20 protein-coding genes are annotated in these 17,163 nt (G+C 73.7%); 6 read left to right on the top strand and 14 right to left on the bottom strand.

Annotated elements, in window-relative coordinates; translation table 11 throughout:
* Positions 1-7: 7 nt before the first annotated feature.
* From R9X44_RS29675 to R9X44_RS29660, 4 genes are all read right to left on the bottom strand, one after another.
* Positions 8-1,975 (bottom strand): sigma-70 family RNA polymerase sigma factor, encoded by a 1,968-nt coding sequence (locus R9X44_RS29675; protein WP_319817632.1) that lies wholly within the window; start codon positions 1,973-1,975, stop codon positions 8-10.
* Positions 1,976-1,980: 5 nt separating this feature from the next.
* Positions 1,981-2,295 (bottom strand): YciI family protein, encoded by a 315-nt coding sequence (locus R9X44_RS29670; protein WP_319817631.1) that lies wholly within the window; start codon positions 2,293-2,295, stop codon positions 1,981-1,983.
* An 84-nt stretch (positions 2,296-2,379) separates the two neighbouring features.
* Positions 2,380-2,799, bottom strand: coding sequence for a hypothetical protein (locus R9X44_RS29665; protein WP_319817630.1), 420 nt, complete (start codon positions 2,797-2,799; stop codon positions 2,380-2,382).
* Between the two features lie 139 nt (positions 2,800-2,938).
* Positions 2,939-3,526: a helix-turn-helix domain-containing protein gene (locus tag R9X44_RS29660; protein WP_319817629.1), complete on the bottom strand. Its 588-nt coding sequence runs from the start codon at positions 3,524-3,526 to the stop codon at positions 2,939-2,941.
* Between the two features lie 136 nt (positions 3,527-3,662).
* Between R9X44_RS29660 and R9X44_RS29655 the strand changes: the two genes are divergently transcribed.
* Both R9X44_RS29655 and R9X44_RS29650 read left to right on the top strand, forming a co-directional pair.
* A complete protein-coding gene (locus tag R9X44_RS29655; RefSeq protein ID WP_319817628.1) occupies positions 3,663-5,192 on the top strand; it encodes an NCS1 family nucleobase:cation symporter-1 in 1,530 nt (509 codons plus the stop codon).
* Positions 5,189-5,914 (top strand): aspartate/glutamate racemase family protein, encoded by a 726-nt coding sequence (locus R9X44_RS29650; protein WP_319817627.1) that lies wholly within the window; start codon positions 5,189-5,191, stop codon positions 5,912-5,914. Before R9X44_RS29655 ends, R9X44_RS29650 begins: the two co-directional genes overlap by 4 nt.
* Before the next feature lie 29 nt (positions 5,915-5,943).
* Here R9X44_RS29650 and R9X44_RS29645 read toward each other — a convergent pair whose 3' ends face one another.
* From R9X44_RS29645 to R9X44_RS29625, 5 genes are read right to left on the bottom strand one after another with little or no spacing between them, the layout of a single operon-like run.
* Positions 5,944-6,561 carry an HAD-IA family hydrolase gene (locus R9X44_RS29645; protein ID WP_319817626.1) on the bottom strand — a complete coding sequence of 206 codons (618 nt, stop codon included), beginning with the start codon at positions 6,559-6,561 and terminating at the stop codon, positions 5,944-5,946.
* A 50-nt stretch (positions 6,562-6,611) separates the two neighbouring features.
* Positions 6,612-6,794 (bottom strand): hypothetical protein, encoded by a 183-nt coding sequence (locus R9X44_RS29640; protein WP_319817625.1) that lies wholly within the window; start codon positions 6,792-6,794, stop codon positions 6,612-6,614.
* Positions 6,795-6,803: 9 nt separating this feature from the next.
* On the bottom strand, positions 6,804-7,208 hold the full coding sequence (locus tag R9X44_RS29635; protein WP_319817624.1) for a DUF2795 domain-containing protein: 405 nt from the start codon (positions 7,206-7,208) through the stop codon (positions 6,804-6,806).
* Positions 7,192-7,509: a hypothetical protein gene (locus tag R9X44_RS29630; RefSeq protein WP_319817623.1), complete on the bottom strand. Its 318-nt coding sequence runs from the start codon at positions 7,507-7,509 to the stop codon at positions 7,192-7,194. The genes R9X44_RS29635 and R9X44_RS29630 overlap by 17 nt, the downstream gene beginning before the upstream one ends.
* A 52-nt stretch (positions 7,510-7,561) precedes the next feature.
* The gene (locus R9X44_RS29625; protein WP_319817622.1) at positions 7,562-8,602 is read right to left on the bottom strand and encodes an NAD-dependent epimerase/dehydratase family protein; all 1,041 of its coding nucleotides are present in this window, start codon (positions 8,600-8,602) and stop codon (positions 7,562-7,564) included.
* A 205-nt stretch (positions 8,603-8,807) separates the two neighbouring features.
* Between R9X44_RS29625 and R9X44_RS29620 the strand changes: the two genes are divergently transcribed.
* The gene (locus R9X44_RS29620; protein ID WP_319817621.1) at positions 8,808-9,845 is read left to right on the top strand and encodes a chitinase; all 1,038 of its coding nucleotides are present in this window, start codon (positions 8,808-8,810) and stop codon (positions 9,843-9,845) included.
* Here R9X44_RS29620 and R9X44_RS29615 read toward each other — a convergent pair.
* Positions 9,842-11,062: a PAS domain-containing sensor histidine kinase gene (locus R9X44_RS29615; protein ID WP_319817620.1), complete on the bottom strand. Its 1,221-nt coding sequence runs from the start codon at positions 11,060-11,062 to the stop codon at positions 9,842-9,844. The genes R9X44_RS29620 and R9X44_RS29615 overlap by 4 nt on opposite strands.
* Before the next feature lie 143 nt (positions 11,063-11,205).
* Here R9X44_RS29615 and R9X44_RS29610 point away from each other — a divergent pair, with 143 nt between their 5' ends.
* A complete protein-coding gene (locus R9X44_RS29610) occupies positions 11,206-11,475 on the top strand; it encodes a DUF6343 family protein (RefSeq protein WP_319817619.1) in 270 nt (89 codons plus the stop codon).
* A 26-nt stretch (positions 11,476-11,501) separates the two neighbouring features.
* On the opposite strand, the gene R9X44_RS29605 is transcribed toward R9X44_RS29610, so the two are convergent.
* Positions 11,502-12,959 carry an MFS transporter gene (locus tag R9X44_RS29605; protein ID WP_319817700.1) on the bottom strand — a complete coding sequence of 486 codons (1,458 nt, stop codon included), beginning with the start codon at positions 12,957-12,959 and terminating at the stop codon, positions 11,502-11,504.
* A 37-nt stretch (positions 12,960-12,996) separates the two neighbouring features.
* On the opposite strand from R9X44_RS29605, the gene R9X44_RS29600 reads away from it, so the two are divergent.
* Positions 12,997-13,458 carry a MarR family winged helix-turn-helix transcriptional regulator gene (locus tag R9X44_RS29600; protein ID WP_319817618.1) on the top strand — a complete coding sequence of 154 codons (462 nt, stop codon included), beginning with the start codon at positions 12,997-12,999 and terminating at the stop codon, positions 13,456-13,458.
* 260 nt (positions 13,459-13,718) lie between these two features.
* Here the strand turns inward: R9X44_RS29600 and R9X44_RS29595 are convergent, their stop codons facing one another.
* Genes R9X44_RS29595 through R9X44_RS29585 form a run of 3 tightly spaced genes read right to left on the bottom strand, consistent with a single transcriptional unit; the run spans position 13,719 to position 16,005 of the window.
* The gene (locus R9X44_RS29595) at positions 13,719-14,711 is read right to left on the bottom strand and encodes a HEAT repeat domain-containing protein (protein ID WP_319817617.1); all 993 of its coding nucleotides are present in this window, start codon (positions 14,709-14,711) and stop codon (positions 13,719-13,721) included.
* Between the two features lie 13 nt (positions 14,712-14,724).
* Complete coding sequence (locus R9X44_RS29590) at positions 14,725-15,372, bottom strand: HEAT repeat domain-containing protein (protein WP_319817616.1); 648 nt, start codon at positions 15,370-15,372, stop codon at positions 14,725-14,727.
* Between the two features lie 45 nt (positions 15,373-15,417).
* Entirely contained in the window at positions 15,418-16,005 is a 588-nt protein-coding gene (locus tag R9X44_RS29585; RefSeq protein ID WP_319817615.1) for an XRE family transcriptional regulator, read from the bottom strand.
* A 66-nt stretch (positions 16,006-16,071) separates the two neighbouring features.
* On the opposite strand from R9X44_RS29585, the gene R9X44_RS29580 reads away from it, so the two are divergent.
* Positions 16,072-17,052, top strand: coding sequence for an NAD(P)/FAD-dependent oxidoreductase (locus tag R9X44_RS29580; protein ID WP_319817614.1), 981 nt, complete (start codon positions 16,072-16,074; stop codon positions 17,050-17,052).
* The last annotated feature ends 111 nt before the right edge of the window (positions 17,053-17,163 follow it).

Below are 17,163 nucleotides of genomic sequence, written 5' to 3'. Positions count from 1 at the left end.
CGCGATCCTATTTCGCGCCGGGCACGGGGCCGGACGGGTCGCGGAGCCTGCCGAGCGTGAGGCCGGACGGGGACAGGCGGCGGGTCGCGGACTTGAACAGGTACTCCGCCCGCTCATACGACAGCCGGACCCGGCCGGTCTCGGGGCACACGTCACGCGGCGAGGCCGGCGCGCGGGAAGGGGCGGGGCGGCGGTCGGTCAGGAACACCGGACCCCGCGTGCGGCCCGCGACCAGCCCCGACAGCAGATCCGCCGTCGTCGCCGACCACGTGACGGCCCCCGCCCGCCGGGAGGCCAGGTCGAGGTCCTCCACGTTCAGATCCAGGACCACGCCGATCGGCGCGGCCGACTCATGCAGCACCCGCCACAGGACGACCTCGCGCACCCCCACCCCCGGCAGGGACCACAGACGCGCCACCTCCTGCGCAGGCAGCGGAGCCGCACGGGCGCGGGCGACGGGGCGCAGGGCGAGGCCGTCGCCGAGGTCGGGACGGCCCGCCCACGCCGCGAACGAGCGGACCGTCGAGACATGCCGGTTCCAGGTGCGCGGCGACGCCGACCCCCACGCCGTCACCACCGCGCCCGCCACCGCCGAGGCGTCGGCGTCGGCCAAAGGCAGCGAGTCGCCCAGCGCGCGGCACAGCCGCGCCAGCGTCTGGGCGTAGGAGCGGGCCGTCGCGCCGGAGCGCCCGGCGAGGAACGCCGCGCCCGCCTCACCCAGCGACCTGCCCCGCGACGGACCGGGCGCGGCGACGGCGTCGGCGCGGCGCAGCAGAAAACCGCGCTCGGCGTCGTTGGCGGTGAGCGCCGCCGCCCGCTCGTAGTGGATGCGGGCGTCGGCGGGGCGGCCCGCGCGCTCCAACAGGTCGGCCTGTACCGCGGGCAGCAGGTGGTAGTCGCGCAGCGAAGGGTCGGCCGTGAGCGGCGCGAGGAGGGCGAGGCCCGCCTCGGGGCCTTCGGCGCGGCCGAGCGCCGCCGCGCGGTTCAGCCGCACGACCGGCGACGGGGTGAGGGCGTCGAGGACGGCGTACAGGGCGGCGATCGCGGGCCAGTCGGTGTCGGCGTCGCTGGCCGCGCGGGCGTGGCAGGCGGCGATCGCGGCCTGCACCAGGTAGGGGCCGGGCGGGCCGCCCAGGTCGCGGGCGCGCAGCATCGCGGTGAAGCCGCGCCGGATCAGCAGCGGGTCCCACCGGCCCCTGACCTGCTCGTGCAGCGGCACCGGCGCGCCGTCCGGGCCGATCCTGGCCGGTGAGCGGGAGGCTTGCAGCTCCATCAGTGCGACGAGGCCGTGGACCTCGCTTTCGTCGGGCGCGAGGGCGGCGAGGGTGCGGCCGAGCCGCAGCGCCTCGCGCACCAGCTCGGGCCGCAGGACCCGGCCGCCCGACGTCGCGGAGTAGCCCTCGTTGAACACCAGGTAGACCACGCCGAGGACCGAGCCGAGGCGTTCGGTGAACTCCGCGCCCTCCGGTCGGTCGAACGCGACGCCGGCGCGGGCCAGCGCGGCGCGCGCCGCGGCGATCCGGCGGACGATCTCGGTCTCGGCGGTGAGCAGCGCGCGGGCGATCTCGGCGGCCGACAGGCCGGCGACCAGCCGGAGCGTCAGCGCGACGCGTTCGCGCGCGGGCAGCACCGGATGGCAGGTGACGAGCATCAGCCGCAGCACCTCATCGCCCGCGCCCTCCCCCGGGCCCGCGACGGCCGCGCCCGCCCGGTCGACGGCGTCGCCGTCGGGACGGGCGCGGCGGAGCCGTCGCAGGTGGTCGAGGGCGCGGCGTTTGGCGACGGTCGTCAGCCACGCGCCCGGATTGTCGGGGACGCCGGTGTCCGGCCAGGTGTCGAGCGCGGCCAGCAGCGCTTCTTGGGCGCAGTCCTCGCCGGTGCCGACGTCCCCGGCGACCGCCGCCGCGGCGGCGACGATCGTCGCGGACTCCAGCTTCCACACCGCGTCGAGCCGGGCGCGGACCCCGCCGCCCACGGCCGTCAGTAGACCTGGTGGACGACGCTGCGGCCGTCCCCGACGATCGCGCGGAACCTGCGCGCGAGCTCCAGCGCCTCCTCCCGCGAGGCGACCTCGACCAGCGCGAACCCGGCGGCGGCCTCCTTGGACTCGGCGAACGGCCCGTCGGTGACGGTGACCTCCCGGCCGGTGGAGGTGACGACGGTCGGGTCGGGGGCAAGGCCCCCGGTGGCGAGCAGGACGCCCTTGGCCGTCATCTCCTCGATGAACGCGCCCATCTCGGCGAACAGCTTCTCGTCGGGTGCGTCGCCGCCTTCGGACAGCATCAGGTAACGCATCGGGGTCCCCTTTCGTCGGTGAACTTACGCCTGGACGACGCACCGGCGATGTGACAGGGAACGCCTCCGGTCCCGGAGCGTATCTCAGCGGCGGTTCCGGCAGTCGGCGAGGCCGTCGATGACGAGGCCGAGGGCGATCCCGAGCAGCCACACGTCCTTGCTGACGGCCATGCCCTCCTGCGTCGGCCAGATGCTGCCCGGCTTGTGCATGCCGGGGGTGCGCCAGTACATGCCGAGCAGGCCGCCCGCGAATCCCGTCAGCGCCGTCCCGCCGACCAGGGCGGGCACGAACGGGATCAGCAGCGCCGCGCCCGTCGCGATCTCCGCCGCCGCGACCGCCCGCAGGAACCTGCGCGGCGGGATCTTGCCGAGGAAGGGGTAGGCGCCCGCGGCCATGCCGTGGATGCCGGCGGCCTGCTGGTCGTCGCCGCTCCACTTGCCGAGCCCGGAGTGCAGGACGTAGGCGCCCGCCGAGATCCGGCCCGGCGCGTGCCCGGCCCTCACCGCGCGCCCCCGCCGTCGTGTCCGCCGCTGCCCATGGCCGTCCCCCTTCTCGCGCCGACATCTCCCACAGGCGCGCATACCCCGCCGAGCGTTACGGGAGCGGAACGGACCGCCCAACACGCCGCCAAACCGGCGGCGGTCAGGGGTGGACGATGAGCCAGGTCGCAACGGCGCGGGCGGTGGCCGACCGGTTGGCGATGAGGTGGGGCCGGTCGCACGGGTAGGTGATGGAGTCCCCGGCGGCCAGGGTGACGACGTCGTCGTCGAAGTCGATGGTCAGCTCGCCCTCGGTGACGGTCCCGACCTCATAGCCCTCGTGGCGCAGGAGGCGGCCGTGGCCGTCGGCGGCCGCGCCGGGCGGGTAGAGCGATTCGAAGAACTCAAGGCCCCGGGTCGGCACCGGCGACAGGCGGCGGAACAGCACCCCGCCGCCGAGTTCGATCGGCGCGACCTCGAAGGAGCGGCGGACGGCGAACGCGTGCTCCTCGCGTTCCTTGGCCGCCCCGGCGTCGAACACCGCCGACAACGGCACCCCCAGCGCCGTCACATAGGCCAGCAGGCGGCTGACCGAGGGGCGCAGGACGCCGCGTTCGATCTGGGAGACGGCGCTGGGGGAGATGCCGAGGTCCTTGGCCAGCGACCGCAGGGACCGGCCCGTGCCCTCGCGCAGCTCGCGCAGGCGCGCGCCCAGGAGCTCACTGGTGAGGGCGTCAAGGTCGGAGGTCATGGGCGGGCCTCATTCACGCAAGTGTTACGCGCTGGAAATTGCCGGGCGGGTGTGAAGGCATAACTTCACGAATTGTGTTAAGTGGACGCTTAACACGAAGTCTCCCGAGACGCACGATACCCCCCAGGGAGCCGTGATGCCCGAACCCACCACCGTGCCCGAACACCCGCAGGACCTCGTCGAAGCCGCCGGCATGCCCGTCGGCTCAGGACACGTCCGCGCCGACTACGACCCCCGCCTCACCAACGAGGACCTCGCACCGCTGGAAAAGCAGTCATGGTCGTCCTACAACATCTTCGCGTTCTGGATGTCGGACGTGCACAGCGTCGGCGGCTACGTCACCGCAGGCAGCCTGTTCGCCCTCGGCCTGGCCTCCTGGCAGGTCCTCGTCGCGCTCGTCGCCGGCATCGTCATCGTCCAGATCTTCACCAACCTCGTCGCCAAGCCCAGCCAGGTCACCGGCGTGCCCTACCCCGTCATCAACCGCGCGGTGTTCGGGGTGCTCGGCGCGAACGTGCCCGCCGTCATTCGCGGCCTCATCGCCATCGCCTGGTACGGCGTCCAGACCTACCTGGCCTCCCAGTCCCTCATCATCATCTTCCTCAAGTTCTGGCCCTCCACCGCCTCCCTGCAGGAATCGACGTTCCTCGGCCTCACCCCCCTCGGCTACATCGCCTACGCCATCCTGTGGGTCGCCCAGGCCGCGGTGTTCTGGAAGGGCATGGAGGCCATCCGCCGGTTCATCGACTGGGCCGGGCCCGCCGTCTACGTCGTCATGGTCGTTCTGGCGGTCTACCTGGTGTCCAAGGCCGGCTGGTCGAACATCAGCTTCGACCTGTCGTCCGGCGAGCCCCTGTCGACCGCCGCGACGATCTCCACGATGCTGTCGGCCATCGCCCTGGTGGTGTCGTACTTCAGCGGGCCGATGCTGAACTTCGGCGACTTCTCCCGCTACGGCAAGTCCTTCGACGCCGTCAAACGCGGCAACCTGCTCGGCCTGCCCGTCAACTTCCTGTTCTTCTCCCTGCTCACCGTCATCACCGCCTCGGCCACCGTCCCGGTCTTCGGCGAACTCATCACCGACCCCATCCACACCGTCCAGCGGATCGACACTGCGTTCGCGATCCTGCTCGGCGGCCTGACCTTCGTCATCGCCACCATCGGCATCAACATCGTCGCGAACTTCATCTCGCCCGCGTTCGACTTCTCCAACGTCAGCCCCCAGCGCATCAGCTGGCGCACCGGAGGCATGATCGCCGCCGTCGGATCGGTGCTGCTCACCCCCTGGAACTGGTACAGCAACCCCGACGCCATCCACTACACCCTCGGCCTGCTCGGCGCGCTCATCGGACCCCTGTTCGGCGTCCTCATCGCCGGGTACTACCTCATCAACCGCCAGCAGGTCGACGTCGACGCCCTGTTCACCATGAGCCCGCAAGGCAAGTACTGGTTCAAGGGCGGCTACAACCCCAACGCCATAGGCGCGACGATCGCCGCGGGCCTTCCCGCGATCGCCGCGGTGCTGGTGCCCAAACTCCTGCTCGACCTCGACATCACCACCATCGACGTCACCTGGATCTCCGACTACTCCTGGTTCATCGGCTGCGGGCTCGGGTTCGTCGCCCTGCTGGCCCTGGAACGCCGCTCCCCCCAGACGGCCCGATGACCCGCCTGCACGTGATCAACCCCAACACCGCCCGGGCCATGACCGAGACCATCGGCCGCCGCGCCCGGGCGGTCGCGGGGCCGCACACCCGTATCGAGGCGATCACCCCGGCCAGCGGGCCCGCCTCCATCGAAAGCCACTACGACGACGCCCTGGCCGCCGTCGGCGTCCTCGCCGAGATCACCGCCGCACCCCACGCCGACGCGTACGTCATCGCCTGCTTCGGCGACCCCGGCCTGCACGCCGCCCGCGAGCTCGCCGCCGGACCCGTCGTGGGCATCGCCGAAGCCGCCATGCACACCGCGACCCTGCTCGGCCGGACGTTCAGCGTCGTCACCACCCTCGCCCGCACCGCACCCCACACCCGCGACCTCGCCGAACAGTACGGATTCGCACGCGCGCTCGCCGGGGTCCACGCCACCGGCATCGCCGTCCTCGACCTGCACCACCCGCCCGCACGCCGGCAGATCTTCGACGCGTGCGCCGCCGCCCTCGACCGCGACGGCAGCGACGTCCTCGTGCTCGGATGCGCGGGCATGGCCGACCTCGCCGACGACCTGGCCGAGGGATTGTCGGTGCCCGTCGTGGAGGGGGTCGGGGCGGCGGTCAAGCTCGCCGAAGGGCTCGTCGGGCTCGGCCTGCGCACCGGCAAACGCCATGAATACGCCCCACCGCCCCCCAAACCCGTCACCGGGCTCCTCGCCCCCTACAGCCTCAACTGAACGACCTCGGCGACGGCCCCTACAGCCAGCTAGGCCGGAAGGAGCGCCAGGAGGTCGGGGAGGCCGCCGGTCAGGTCCAGGTCGGCGTGCAGGCCCTTCAGGGCCGCGACGGCACAGCCCGCCGCCCGGCCCGCCGCGATCCCCGGCGCGGAGTCCTCCACCACAAGGCAGCGGCCCGGCGCGACGCCCAGGTCGGCCGCCGCCCGCAGGAACCCCTCGGGGTCGGGTTTGCCCCTGCTGATCTCGTCCACCGTGACCAGCAGGGGCGGCACGATCCCGCACGCGCCGAGCCGCGCCTTGGCAAGGCGCTGGTCGGCGCTGGTGACCACCGCCCACGGCGTCCCGACCTCGCCCAAGCGGGCGAGCAGGTCGAGTGCGCCGGGCGTGGGGACCACGTCGGACAGGTCGTCGTACTGCAACTCCAGCTGCCGGGCCGCCGCCGCGGCCACCTCGGCCGGGCTCCACGCCGGGAACAGGCCGCGGATCGTCACGTCCGACGGGCTGCCGTGCGCGACGGCCAGCACCCGCTCCAGCGGCGCGCCGAACTCACCCGACCACACCGCCCACGACCGCTCCACCGAGGCGTCGGAGTCCACCAGCGTCCCGTCCATGTCGAACAGGAACGCCTCGATCTTCGCCAGGTCCATGCCCTTGAGTCTACGAACCCGCCCGCGCCGCCCGGCGCGGGCGGCGCGTCTCACACGCGGGTCTGCGGCTCGTAGCCCTCGTCCTGGCCGCCGGGGCCGTCGGCGGGGGCGATCGGCGGGAAGGACGGGCCAGGCGCGTGCTCCTCGGCGAAGTCCGGCTCGTCCTCCTCCTGCGGCGCGCCCATCTCGGCGCGCCGGTCGGCCAGCGGCCGGGTGTCGCGTTCGCGGCTCATCCCCGCCGCCTACACGCGGCGGTCTTCATGGCCGATGCCCAGGCCCCGCACGACCTCGGGCAGCGCCCCATAAGACCGGTCGGGAAGATGCGACAGCCGGTCCACCACGTAGTCCGGGCCGCCCGCCTCCCTGGCGTGCTCGGCCAGCGCGCCCGGCGTCGCCGGATACCGCACCCCCGCCAGCAGCGACGCGAACGTGCTGCGCTCCTGCACGTCGCGCGGCGTGATGCCGGGAGGTGAGCCGCCCCGGTCGTTGAGGGTCGCCGTCGGGTCGCGGCCGGAGTCGGTGTCGATGGGCTCCGGGTAGTCCCAGGGGCGGGTGTGCGGCGGGTCCGCGCCGCGCGTCAGCGGCTCGGACTCCCGGCTCATCTCCTCGTCAAGGCGGACGCCGTGCTTGTTACCGCTCTTGTCCATCGTCGCGTGCCTTCCTGTCGTGGGGCCGGTGGTGGGGCCGGTCGTAGGGGCGGGGGTGGACGCGGCTGTCGTCGTGCCGCTCGGCGTCGCGCACGCCGCTCTCGTCGGCGCGCCCGGTGTTGGGGGCCGGCCTGGTGACGCCGGGGACGCCGGTGCCGCTGATCCCCGGTTTGTCGCGTTCGGCGGGGATCGTGCGGCCCCTGGCGTCGCCGCCGCGGGTGACGGGGGCGAAGAACCTGTCCCCGGCCTCACCTGACCTGCGCTTATCGTCCTTATCGCGTCGTTTGTCCTCTTCGTCCATATGGGTGCCCTACCCCGTTCCGGCCCGCCCCAACGGGAGATCTACCGGGCCTTCACCCGCCCACCCCCGAGAACAGCTCACGCACCCGCCCCGGAGCCGACGACGGCCGCAGCACCGCCGTCGCCTCGCCCGCGCCCGCACGCAACCCCTCGATCAGCTCCGGCAACGCCGAAGCCGCCGTGTGCACCGGCTCCCAGTGCAGCTCCGCGCGCGCCCGCTCGGTGTCCATCAACGGCAGCCGCATCACCAGGTCGAAAAGATCAGGACCCGCCGGAGCAAGCCGCAGCCGGTAAGCCGCCGCCAGCGCCGCGCGGACCGCCGCCGCGCTCGTGCGGACCGTGCGCGCCCCCAGCACCGCCGCGATCGCCGCCGCGTCCAGGACGGGCTCGGCCGCCAGGTTGAACGGGCCGCGCACCGGCCGCAGCGCCGCCAGCGCGAACGCACGGCCCGCGTCGGCGGAGTGCAGCGCCTGGAACCGCAGCCCCGGCACGTCAGGCACCACCGGCACCCGGCCCGGACGCAGCAGCATCGTCGGCAGCAGGGGACCTGCGAAGATCCGCCGCTGCGCCGACGCCGCGTGCCGCCCGAACACCAGCCCCGGCCGCATCCGCACGACCCGGATGTCGGGCCGGTCGGTCTCGAACCCGTCGAGGAGGCGTTCCACGTAGGCTTTCTCGCGGCTGTAGGCCGAGGTCGGGTAGCCGAACGTCGGCCAGTCCTCGGCGACCCGCCGCTCCGGCGGGCCGGGCGCGTAGGCGGCGACCGAGGAGGCGTAGACGATCGCGCCGACGCCCGCGCGGGCCGCCGCCTGCAGGACCCGCGCCGTGCCGAGCACGTTCGTCCGCCACGTCGCGACCGGATCGCGCATCGGATGGAACGACCAGCCGAGATGGATGAGGACGCCCGCCCCGGAAAGGAGCGGGTCGAGGGCGTCGCGGGTGATGTCGGCGCGGGCCCAGCCCGCCCCGGGGATGTCGAGGTCGGGGCGGCGGCGCGCCACCCCGAGCAGCGAGGTGACGGCCGGCTCGTCCGCCAGCGCCCGCATCGTGCTGAGTCCGAGGTTGCCCGTGGCGCCGATGACTACGACCCGCATCCTGACCCCTTCCGTTCGTCACCCAGAGTGACAATGTGCACTCTCCCCGCGATCCCGTCCAGGAAACACGGCGAACCGGGACGGATCTCCGTGCGCCCTTGGGGCCGCGCGCCCTCTAGGCTTTGGGCGGACGCTCCCCGGGGACGCGACGGGGACGGCCCCGACCACGCGGCGGGGAGCACGAAGGCATCCGAGGAGTCAGCGCATGAGGGGCGTCCACCTGGGCATCGGCATCGCCGCGGGAGTCACGGCGGGGGTGCTATGCGTCGGGGTCCTGGCCGCCGTCGGCGAGGACGACCCGGCCGCCAAGGTCCCCCCGCCCGCCGCCACGCCCACCCCGAGCGGGCCGGCCGAGCCGCGCATCGCCGCCGCCCCCTACCTGCACCTGGGCTGGGGCAAACCGCCGCAGGTCGCCAAGGTCATGGACGCCACCGGCATCACCGCCTTCACCCTCGCCTTCGCCCTGTCCGACGGCGGATGCGAGGTCGCCTTCGACGGCCGCCGCCCCCTCGCCGGCGGGCCCGAGGCCGCCGCCGCCCAGGCGATCAAGGACGCCGGCGGACAGGTCCACGTGTCGTTCGGCGGCTGGTCCGGCCGCAAACTCGGACCCCTGTGCGGCAGCCCCGAGGACTACGCCGCCGCCGTCCAGAAGGTCGTCGACGCCTACGCCCCCACCGCCCTGGACTTCGACATCGAAAACGACGACGAGCTGCGCAGCGCCGCCGTCCAGGACCTCATCCTCAAGGGGATGAAGATCGTCAAGGCCGCCAACCCCGACATCGCCCTCATCATCACCACCAGCACCGACAAGAAGGGCCTCGACAAGTGGGGGCAGCGGCTCCTAGAACACGCCGCCGCCCTCGAGGTCCCCGTCGACAACTACACGGTGATGCCGTTCAACTTCGGCGGCAGCGCCGACATGTACGCCGACACCGTCGCCGCCGCAGAAGACCTCAAGACGCGCCTCGCGGACATCCACGGCTGGGACGACGCCACCGCCTGGCGGATGAGCGGCGTGTCCGGCATGAACGGCGTCTCCGACGACGGCGAGATCACCACCCCGCAGATCTGGACGCGGGTGCGCGACTGGGCGTCGTTCCGGGGCCTCGGGCGGCTGTCGTTCTGGTCGGTCAACCGCGACAGGCCATGCCCGCAGGGCGGCGGCGACGTCGTCAGCGACTGCGGCGGCGTCCCCCAGAAACGCTGGGAGTTCACCGAGATCACCGCAGGGTTCCAGCGCTAGGGACGCTCACGCAGCGGAATCCGCACCACAAGGTGCGCGCCGCCGTCGCCGTCGGCCACATGCAGGGTGCCGGAGTGCGCGTGCGCGACCTCACGCGAGATCGCCAGGCCCAGGCCCGTCCCCGACGGGTCCGAGGCGCGCGCGTCGGCACGCCGGTAGAAGCGGGTGAACACCGCCTCACGGTCCTCCGGAGGGATGCCGGGCCCGTCGTCGCGTACCCCGAGCACCGCGTGCCCGTCCTCCACCGCCAGCGTCACCTCGATCCGCGACGCCGCGTGCCGCTCGGCGTTGGCCAGCAGGTTGTCCACCAGCCGCGCCAGCCGCACCGGCGACCCCGTGACGACCACGCCGCGCTCCAGGTGGGTGTCGACCTTCGGCTCGGTGCGGGTGCGGTGCGCCAGGCACGCCTCGACGATCTCCGCCAGATCCACCGGCTCGGTCCTCGTCGGCTCCCGCGCGTCGAGCCGCGCCAGCTCCAGCAGGTCCGCGACGATCGCGCCGAGCCGCTCGGCGTCAAGCAGCGCCGCCCGCAGGATGTCCTGCGGATCGGCCAGCGGGTCCTCCAACGCCACCTGCAGCCGGGTCTGCAGGCCCGTGATCGGGCCGCGCAGGTCGTGTGAGGTGTCGGCGACGGCCTTGCGCTGGCGTTCCATCTCCCGGCGCAGCTGGGCCGCGTCGCGGGTGTCGCGCTCGCGCGCGCCGCGCAGCCGCTGGTGCTCGGCCTGGAGCTCGGCCGTGCGGGCGTACAGGTCGGCTTCGATGACCTGTAGACGCGCCTCAAGCCCGTAAAGGACGCCGTCGCCGGTCGTGGTCCGCGCCCTGACCCGGTGGACGAACGCGGTCGCCTCCTCGCCCCGGTGGATGATGTAGCGGACCTCGCCGTGCTCGTCGAGGACTGGGGCGTTCATCAGGCACCAGTACCGCTCCTCGATCACGCCCTCGGGCGAGGTCAGGTCGTAGCGCAGCAGCGGGAGCACGTCGACGCGCCGCTCGGCCACCACCCGGGCCAGGGACGCGCGGATGATCGCCTCGCCCTGCCCGGTCGGGCCGCTGGGGAACCGTTCGAAGATCTTCTGGCCGAGGACCTGGTCGCGGGGCCGCCCGGTGACCCGCTCGAACGCCCGGTTCACCGTGAGGAGCGTCCCGTCGGGGGCGAGGATGGCCGTCGGGATCGGCATGGCGTCGAAGACCGCGCCGAAGTCCACCGCGTCCATCATGTCCCCCGTGTCGGCAAGGCGAGCGTGTCACCCGCTAAGGGGAACCTCCCCGCCACGCGCCATCGCCGGGTCAAGCGCGGCCCGCGCCGACGTCAAGCCCGAACACCCGGTTTCACCAACACAACAGAGGAAACCGGAACCATATGAATGAACCCGACGAACAACATCGAAGTACTCATCGGCGGGCGGGCACCGAACCCGTCAACGCCCGCAGCGCCCTGGGCCTGCGCGCCGCCCTGTCCGCCGTCGCGCTCGTCGCCGCCCTCATCGTCTGCGTCGTGTTCGCCGTGCGCGGCGCACAGGGCGCGGGCCCCGGCGCGGCCCCCTGGATCATCGCCGTCATCACCGGCGTCACCGCCCTCATCGCCGCCGTCGACCTCGCCGTCATCTACCGCCGCTCCCGCGAACCCTGACCCCTCGGGGGCCAGGGTTCGCGCGGTCACGCGTGGACGGGCTGGGGGACGGTCGAGCCGTCGGGCGCGGCCTTGGGGATGCGGATCGTGGCGATCAGGCCGAGCAGCACGAAGCCCGCGGCGAGCCAGCCGCCCAGCCCGACGCCGTCGGTCATGGCGGTGCGCCCGGCCTCGGCGACCGCACGGGTCTGAGGCTCTGCGGCGAACCCCTCGATGGCCGCGCCCGCGCTGTCGGTGATCACACGGCCGTACTGGACGGCCTGGGCCACGGGCACCCCCGCGTCCTTGAGCTCCTCGTGCGCCCGCGTGTTCAGGGTCGTGAAGAACACCGTGGTGAGGATCGCGATGCCCAGCGCCGAGCCGAGCTGACGGAACGCGCTCTGGATGCCGGACGCCTGCCCGGCGCTGCTCTCGGGGATCGCGTGCAGGACCACATTGGTGACCTGCGCCGTCGCGAACCCCACCCCCGCGCCGTACACGCACAGGATCAGCGCGATCGACCACCAGGAACTGCCCGTGGAGGCCAGGGCCGCGAGCGCGGCGAGCCCGGCGACCTCGAGGGCGAGGCCGAGCCGCAGCATCGACAGCGCCGACACCCTGCCCGCCATGCCGAAGCTCGCGCCGCTGGCGATGAAGCTGCCGATCGCGACCGGCAGCAGCGCCAGGCCCGACTGCAGGGCGCTGTAGCCGAGGGTGAACTGGAGCCACAGCGGCAGGACCGCCACGATCCCGAACTCGCCGAGGCCGATGATGAGGGTCGCGATGTTGCCGTTGCGGAACGACGCCCGGGAGAACAGGCCGACGTCCATCAGCGCCTTGTCCGCGCTCCCGCCGCGCCGCAGGGCCGCCTGCCGCCACACGAACGCGCCGAGCGCGACGACCGCGCCGACCAGCGCGGCAAGGACGGGCGAGATCCCGCCGTCCCACGTGAGCCCGCCGACCTCGAGCGGACGGACTGTCTCGATCCAGCCGTAGGTGCGTCCCTCGACCAGCCCGAAGGCCAGCAGCCCGAGGCCGAGCACCGACAGGACCGCGCCGACCCCGTCGAGACGGCCGCCCGTGCGGGGCGACGGCGCGACCCAGGCCAGGACGCCGAGGACGATGACGACCGCGAGCGGCACGTTGATGCCGAATGCCCACCGCCACGAGGCGTGCTCGGCGAGCCACCCGCCCAGCAGCGGCCCGAGCGCCGCCGCCGCGCCGATGGTCGACCCCCACACCGCGAACGCCTGCCCGCGCGCCTTGCCGGTGAAGTTGGCGTTCAGCAGCGCCAGCGACGTCGGCAGCAGCATCGCCGCCCCCGCCCCCTGCAGGAACCGCGCCACGATGAGCAGCCCGCCGCCCGGGGCGAGCCCGGCCAGGACGCTCGTCGCGCCGAACACCACGACCCCCGCGACGAACACGCGCCGCGCCCCGACGATGTCGGCGACCCGCCCGACGACAAGCAGCAGCGCCGCGAAGACGATCGCGTAGGACTCCTGAATCCACTGCGCCTGCGCGGACCCGGCGTCCAGATCCCCGATGATCGAGGGAATGAACCTGCGCGGCTACGGCGCGACCTACCGCGAGTTCAGCCGCAGGTTCGCCGCCTGGCTCGGCCTGCACTCCACCGACGCCGAAGCCCTCATCGAGATCCTCGGCGCGGAAGAACGCGGCACGCCCCTGTCCCCGGCCCGGCTCAGCGAACGCATCGCCCTGTCCTCAGGGGCCACCACCGCCCTGCTCAACCGGTTGGAACAGGCAGGACACGTCGTCCGGACCCGGGAGCACACCGACCGCCGCATCGTCACGCTGCGTGGCAGCGGACGCGTCCAGCACCTCGCCGACGAGTTCTTCGGCCCCCTGTCCGACCGCGTCGACGCCGTCATGTCCGCCTACCCCCCCACCCTCCTGACCCAGGTCGAAACCCTCATCACCGACCTGCGCACCGCCATGGACGCCCAACTCGCCGCCCCCCCACCCACCCCACCCCAAGCCCCCTGACCCCACCCGCCGGGGCCCGGAAACGCGGCGTCACACGTCGGCCGAGCGCCACGCCCGCCCCGCCTCACGGCTCCGCGACGTCGTAGATGACCCAGTGATCGTCAGGTGAGGGGCGGCCGAGGGAGTACCGCAGGGTCGTCTCACCGTCCTTCACGCGCCCTTCCTCGTGCTGCCGCAGCACGAACCGCGCACGGACGACAGCGGTCTCGGTGAAGCCACTGCCGGCAGGGACTACGGTCCTGACCGGGTGCGGCGGTGGGTCAGGGGCGGAGGGTGAGGAGGTAGGTGGCGGTGAGGGCCACGGCGCGGTCCTCGTCGGTGGTGAGGGATTTGAGGGCTTGGGTGGACCTGTCGCCGGGGATGTCGCCGAGGGCCTGGGTGAGGCGTTGGCGGGTGCGCGGGTCGGTGGCGGGGGAGGCCAGGTGGGTGGTGAGGGTCGTGGTGATCTGGGCGGCCAGGGCTGGGGTGGTGGCCAGGGCGGCGAGGGCGTCGGCCGCGTCGGCGTCGCTGTCCTCGGTGAGGATCATGGTGATGAGGGTGGGGATCGGGTCGGGGACCCCTCGGGCGGCCAGGGCCAGGGCGGCGTGTTTGCGGACGACGGGGTCGGGCGCGGTGTGGGCGTCGCGGAGCAGGGCCGTGGCCTCGGGGCCGGGGATCTCCGCGACGGACTTGACAGCGCGTTCGCGGACCGCGGGGTCGGAGGAGGCCAAAGCGGGCGCGAGCAGGGGGAGTGCGGCGCTTCCGGCGCGGGCCAGGGCCCAGCGCAGCGCCCCGGCGACGCTCACGTCGGATTCGGTCAGGACCGCCTCGACCAGGGCCTCGACCGGGACGTCCTCGGCCGAGGACAGGGCCGCGCGCTGCCGCCGGTCGGCGCTGTCGGAGCCGAGGGCGTGCAGGAGCGCGACGATCTGCAGGACGTCCTCCCACCCTTCGGGGTCGGCCGCGCCGATCCGGCGGAGCCGGGTGAGCAACTCGGTCTCGTCGGCGATCCGCCGACGCGTCTGACCGATGAGGTCGTCGACCAGCTCGGACGGGCGGAAGGCCGGGTCGTCCAGCGCGCGCTTGACCTCACGCAAGGAAAGCCCCAAAGAGCGCAGGCTCTCGATGTGGAAGATCCGCCGGATGTCCGCGCCGGAGTACTCCCGGTAGCCCGCGCCGGTGCGGCCCGTGGGCCGCACCAGGCCGAGCGACTCATAGTGCCGCAGCATGCGGGCGCTGACGCCCGAGCGCCGCGCCACATCACCGATCAGCACCGCAGGCCACCTCTCACTCGACGCCGAGCGCCATGACGCGCTTGGCCTCCTCGATCGCGAACTCGAACCCCGCCTCGGGGTCCTCGATCAGCCGCTCGGTCGCGATCGCGTGCCGCCGCACCCCCGGATCGGGGCTCGTCGCCGCCGCGCGCACCGCAGGGGCGGCGGCGTCGCCGAGGTCGACCAGCGCGCGGCTCAGGCTCAGCTGGGTCTCACGCCCGCCCCTCCCCAGCTGACGGACCAGCGCCGCCGCCAGCCCGGCCCGCTCACCCTCCGGCACGAGCACGACCGCCGCGCGCCAGGCGGCGCGCGCGACCTCGTCGTCGGCGTCGGCGAGCAGCTCCGCGGTGATCGCTGGCCACGCCGCAGGGTCGCCGATCTTGGACAGGGTGTGCAGCGCCTGGCTGCGCGCCTGCGCCCGTCCCGCGCCGACCTCCGCGACGAGCCGGGGCACGGTCAGCGACGCCGGGTGCCGGGTCAGCGCCCACGTCAGCATGTCCCGCACGAAGAAGTCCGGCTCGACCGCGCACCTGCCGACGATCGGCTCGACGAAGCGCGCGTCGGGGGCGGTGCCGACCGCCAGCGCCGCCCGCAGCCGCACCGACGCCGTGCCGCTGTCCAGCGCCCGAAGCGCGAGGTCTGTTTCCTGGTGTTCTGTCACGGTCACCTCCTGGGCACCAGTGAAGGCCCTGCCACCGTGTCAAGGTCAAGCCCGACCCTTGGGACGGGCCCGCAGGTGCGCCCGCTCGCCCTGGCGGCCGAACAGCGACAGGAACTCCACCCCGCCCGAGTCGGCCGTGCCGAACCAGTGCGGCACCCGCGTGTCGAACTCCGCCGCCTCACCCGGCGCGAGCACGAGATCATGCTCGCCGAGCACCACGCGCAGCCGCCCGTTCAGCACATACAGCCACTCATACCCCTCGTGCGTCCTCGGGTCGGGCTCGTCGCGGCCCGCCCCCGCGGGGATCACCAGCTTGAACGCCTGGATGCCGTCGGCGCGGCGGGTCAACGGCAGCATCGTCATCCCGTCGCGCACGACGGGCCGCAGATGGATGCGCGGATCACCCGTCGGGGGCGCGTCGACGAGCTCGTCAAGGGTGACGCCGTAGGCGCGGGCCAGCGGGAACAGCAGCTCGAGGGTCGGTTTGCGCGCGCCGGACTCCAGGCGCGACAGGGTGCTGACCGAGATGCCCGTCTCGGCCGCCAGCTCCGTCAGGGTCCGCTCCCGCTCACGCCGCAGCGCCCGCAGCCGGGGGCCGACGGCCTCAAGCGCGCGGTCCATGTCCTCATCCATCCCTCGAGTTTGCCATACCGGCAATGAAGTTTGCTCCCCCGACGGCCTCTGGCGCACTCTTGGCGCGTGGAGGTACACGACATGAACGACCAGCTCACCGCACCCGACACCTACGACGCCGTCGTCATCGGCGGGGGAGCCGCGGGCCTGTCCGCCGGGCTCATGCTCGCCCGCGCCCGCCGCGCCGTCGCCGTCATCGACGCGGGCCAGCCACGCAACGCGCCGGCCGCCGCCGTCCACGGCCTGTTCGCCCGCGACGGCCTCAGCCCGGCCCAGCTCCTTGCCCTCGGCCGCACCGAGGTCCGCTCCTACGGCGGCCGCCTCATCGACGCCCACGTCACCGCCGTCACCGGAACCAGCGGCGCGTTCTCCGTCGCCCTCGCCGATGGCCGCGCCCTCACCGCGCGCCGCGTCCTTGTCGCCACCGGCGTCACCGACACCCTGCCCGACCTTCCCGGCCTGCGCGAACAGTGGGGCGACGGCGTCATCCACTGCCCCTACTGCCACGGCTGGGAAGTGCGCGACAAGCCCATCGGCATTCTCGCCGTCGGGCCGATGGCCGTCCACCAGGCGCTGTTGTTCCGCCAGTGGAGCGCGGACGTCGCCCTGTTCACCCACACCGCCGCGCCGCCCACCCCCGAGCAGGCAGAACAGCTCGCCGCGCGTGACATCCCCGTCATCGACGGCGAGGTCACCGCCGTGGAGAGCCGCGACGGACGCCTCACCGGCCTCCGCCTCGCCGACGGGACCCTCCATGCCCGCGACGCCGTCGCCGTCGGCGCGCCCATGGAGGTCCGCGCCGACTTCCTCGCCCCCCTCGGCCTCACCCCCCAGACCCACCCGAGCGGCATGGCCACCCACCTGCCCGCCGACGCGATGGGCCGCACCGACGTCCCCGGCCTGTACGTCGCGGGCAACGCCACCGACCCCACCGCCCAGGTCGGCGCGGCGGCCTCCGCCGCCGCCCTGGCCGCGGCCCTCCTCAACGCCGACCTCGTCACCGAGGAGACCGCCCAGGCCGTCGCCGCCCGCCGCGCCCTCGTGTGAGGCGGGAACCGCCGCCCGGGCCCGTCCGTTGGACCCGCTGAGCCCAGGCTCAAGACTCGTGCTGACGCCAACGACGCCGTCGCACGGGTTCCCCCCGGCCCTCGGCCCGCA

It is taken from the genome of Actinocorallia sp. A-T 12471 (assembly GCF_033875155.1).
Classification (GTDB): domain Bacteria; phylum Actinomycetota; class Actinomycetes; order Streptosporangiales; family Streptosporangiaceae; genus Actinocorallia.
Note: the sequence above shows the minus strand (reverse complement) of the source record. Positions and strands in the feature narration are given on the sequence as shown.

Excerpts from the sequence above, each read along its gene's own strand:
- R9X44_RS29670 (WP_319817631.1), bottom strand. The coding sequence starts at position 2,295 with ATGCGTTACCTGATGCTGTCCGAAGGCGGCGACGCACCCGACGAGAAG.
- R9X44_RS29660 (WP_319817629.1), bottom strand. The coding sequence starts at position 3,526 with ATGACCTCCGACCTTGACGCCCTCACCAGTGAGCTCCTGGGCGCGCGC.
- R9X44_RS29655 (WP_319817628.1), top strand. The coding sequence starts at position 3,663 with ATGCCCGAACCCACCACCGTGCCCGAACACCCGCAGGACCTCGTCGAA.
- R9X44_RS29650 (WP_319817627.1), top strand. The coding sequence starts at position 5,189 with ATGACCCGCCTGCACGTGATCAACCCCAACACCGCCCGGGCCATGACC.
- R9X44_RS29645 (WP_319817626.1), bottom strand. The coding sequence starts at position 6,561 with ATGGACCTGGCGAAGATCGAGGCGTTCCTGTTCGACATGGACGGGACG.
- R9X44_RS29640 (WP_319817625.1), bottom strand. The coding sequence starts at position 6,794 with ATGAGCCGCGAACGCGACACCCGGCCGCTGGCCGACCGGCGCGCCGAG.
- R9X44_RS29635 (WP_319817624.1), bottom strand. The coding sequence starts at position 7,208 with ATGGACAAGAGCGGTAACAAGCACGGCGTCCGCCTTGACGAGGAGATG.
- R9X44_RS29630 (WP_319817623.1), bottom strand. The coding sequence starts at position 7,509 with ATGGACGAAGAGGACAAACGACGCGATAAGGACGATAAGCGCAGGTCA.
- R9X44_RS29625 (WP_319817622.1), bottom strand. The coding sequence starts at position 8,602 with ATGCGGGTCGTAGTCATCGGCGCCACGGGCAACCTCGGACTCAGCACG.
- R9X44_RS29620 (WP_319817621.1), top strand. The coding sequence starts at position 8,808 with ATGAGGGGCGTCCACCTGGGCATCGGCATCGCCGCGGGAGTCACGGCG.
- R9X44_RS29615 (WP_319817620.1), bottom strand. The coding sequence starts at position 11,062 with ATGATGGACGCGGTGGACTTCGGCGCGGTCTTCGACGCCATGCCGATC.
- R9X44_RS29610 (WP_319817619.1), top strand. The coding sequence starts at position 11,206 with ATGAATGAACCCGACGAACAACATCGAAGTACTCATCGGCGGGCGGGC.
- R9X44_RS29600 (WP_319817618.1), top strand. The coding sequence starts at position 12,997 with ATGATCGAGGGAATGAACCTGCGCGGCTACGGCGCGACCTACCGCGAG.
- R9X44_RS29585 (WP_319817615.1), bottom strand. The coding sequence starts at position 16,005 with ATGGATGAGGACATGGACCGCGCGCTTGAGGCCGTCGGCCCCCGGCTG.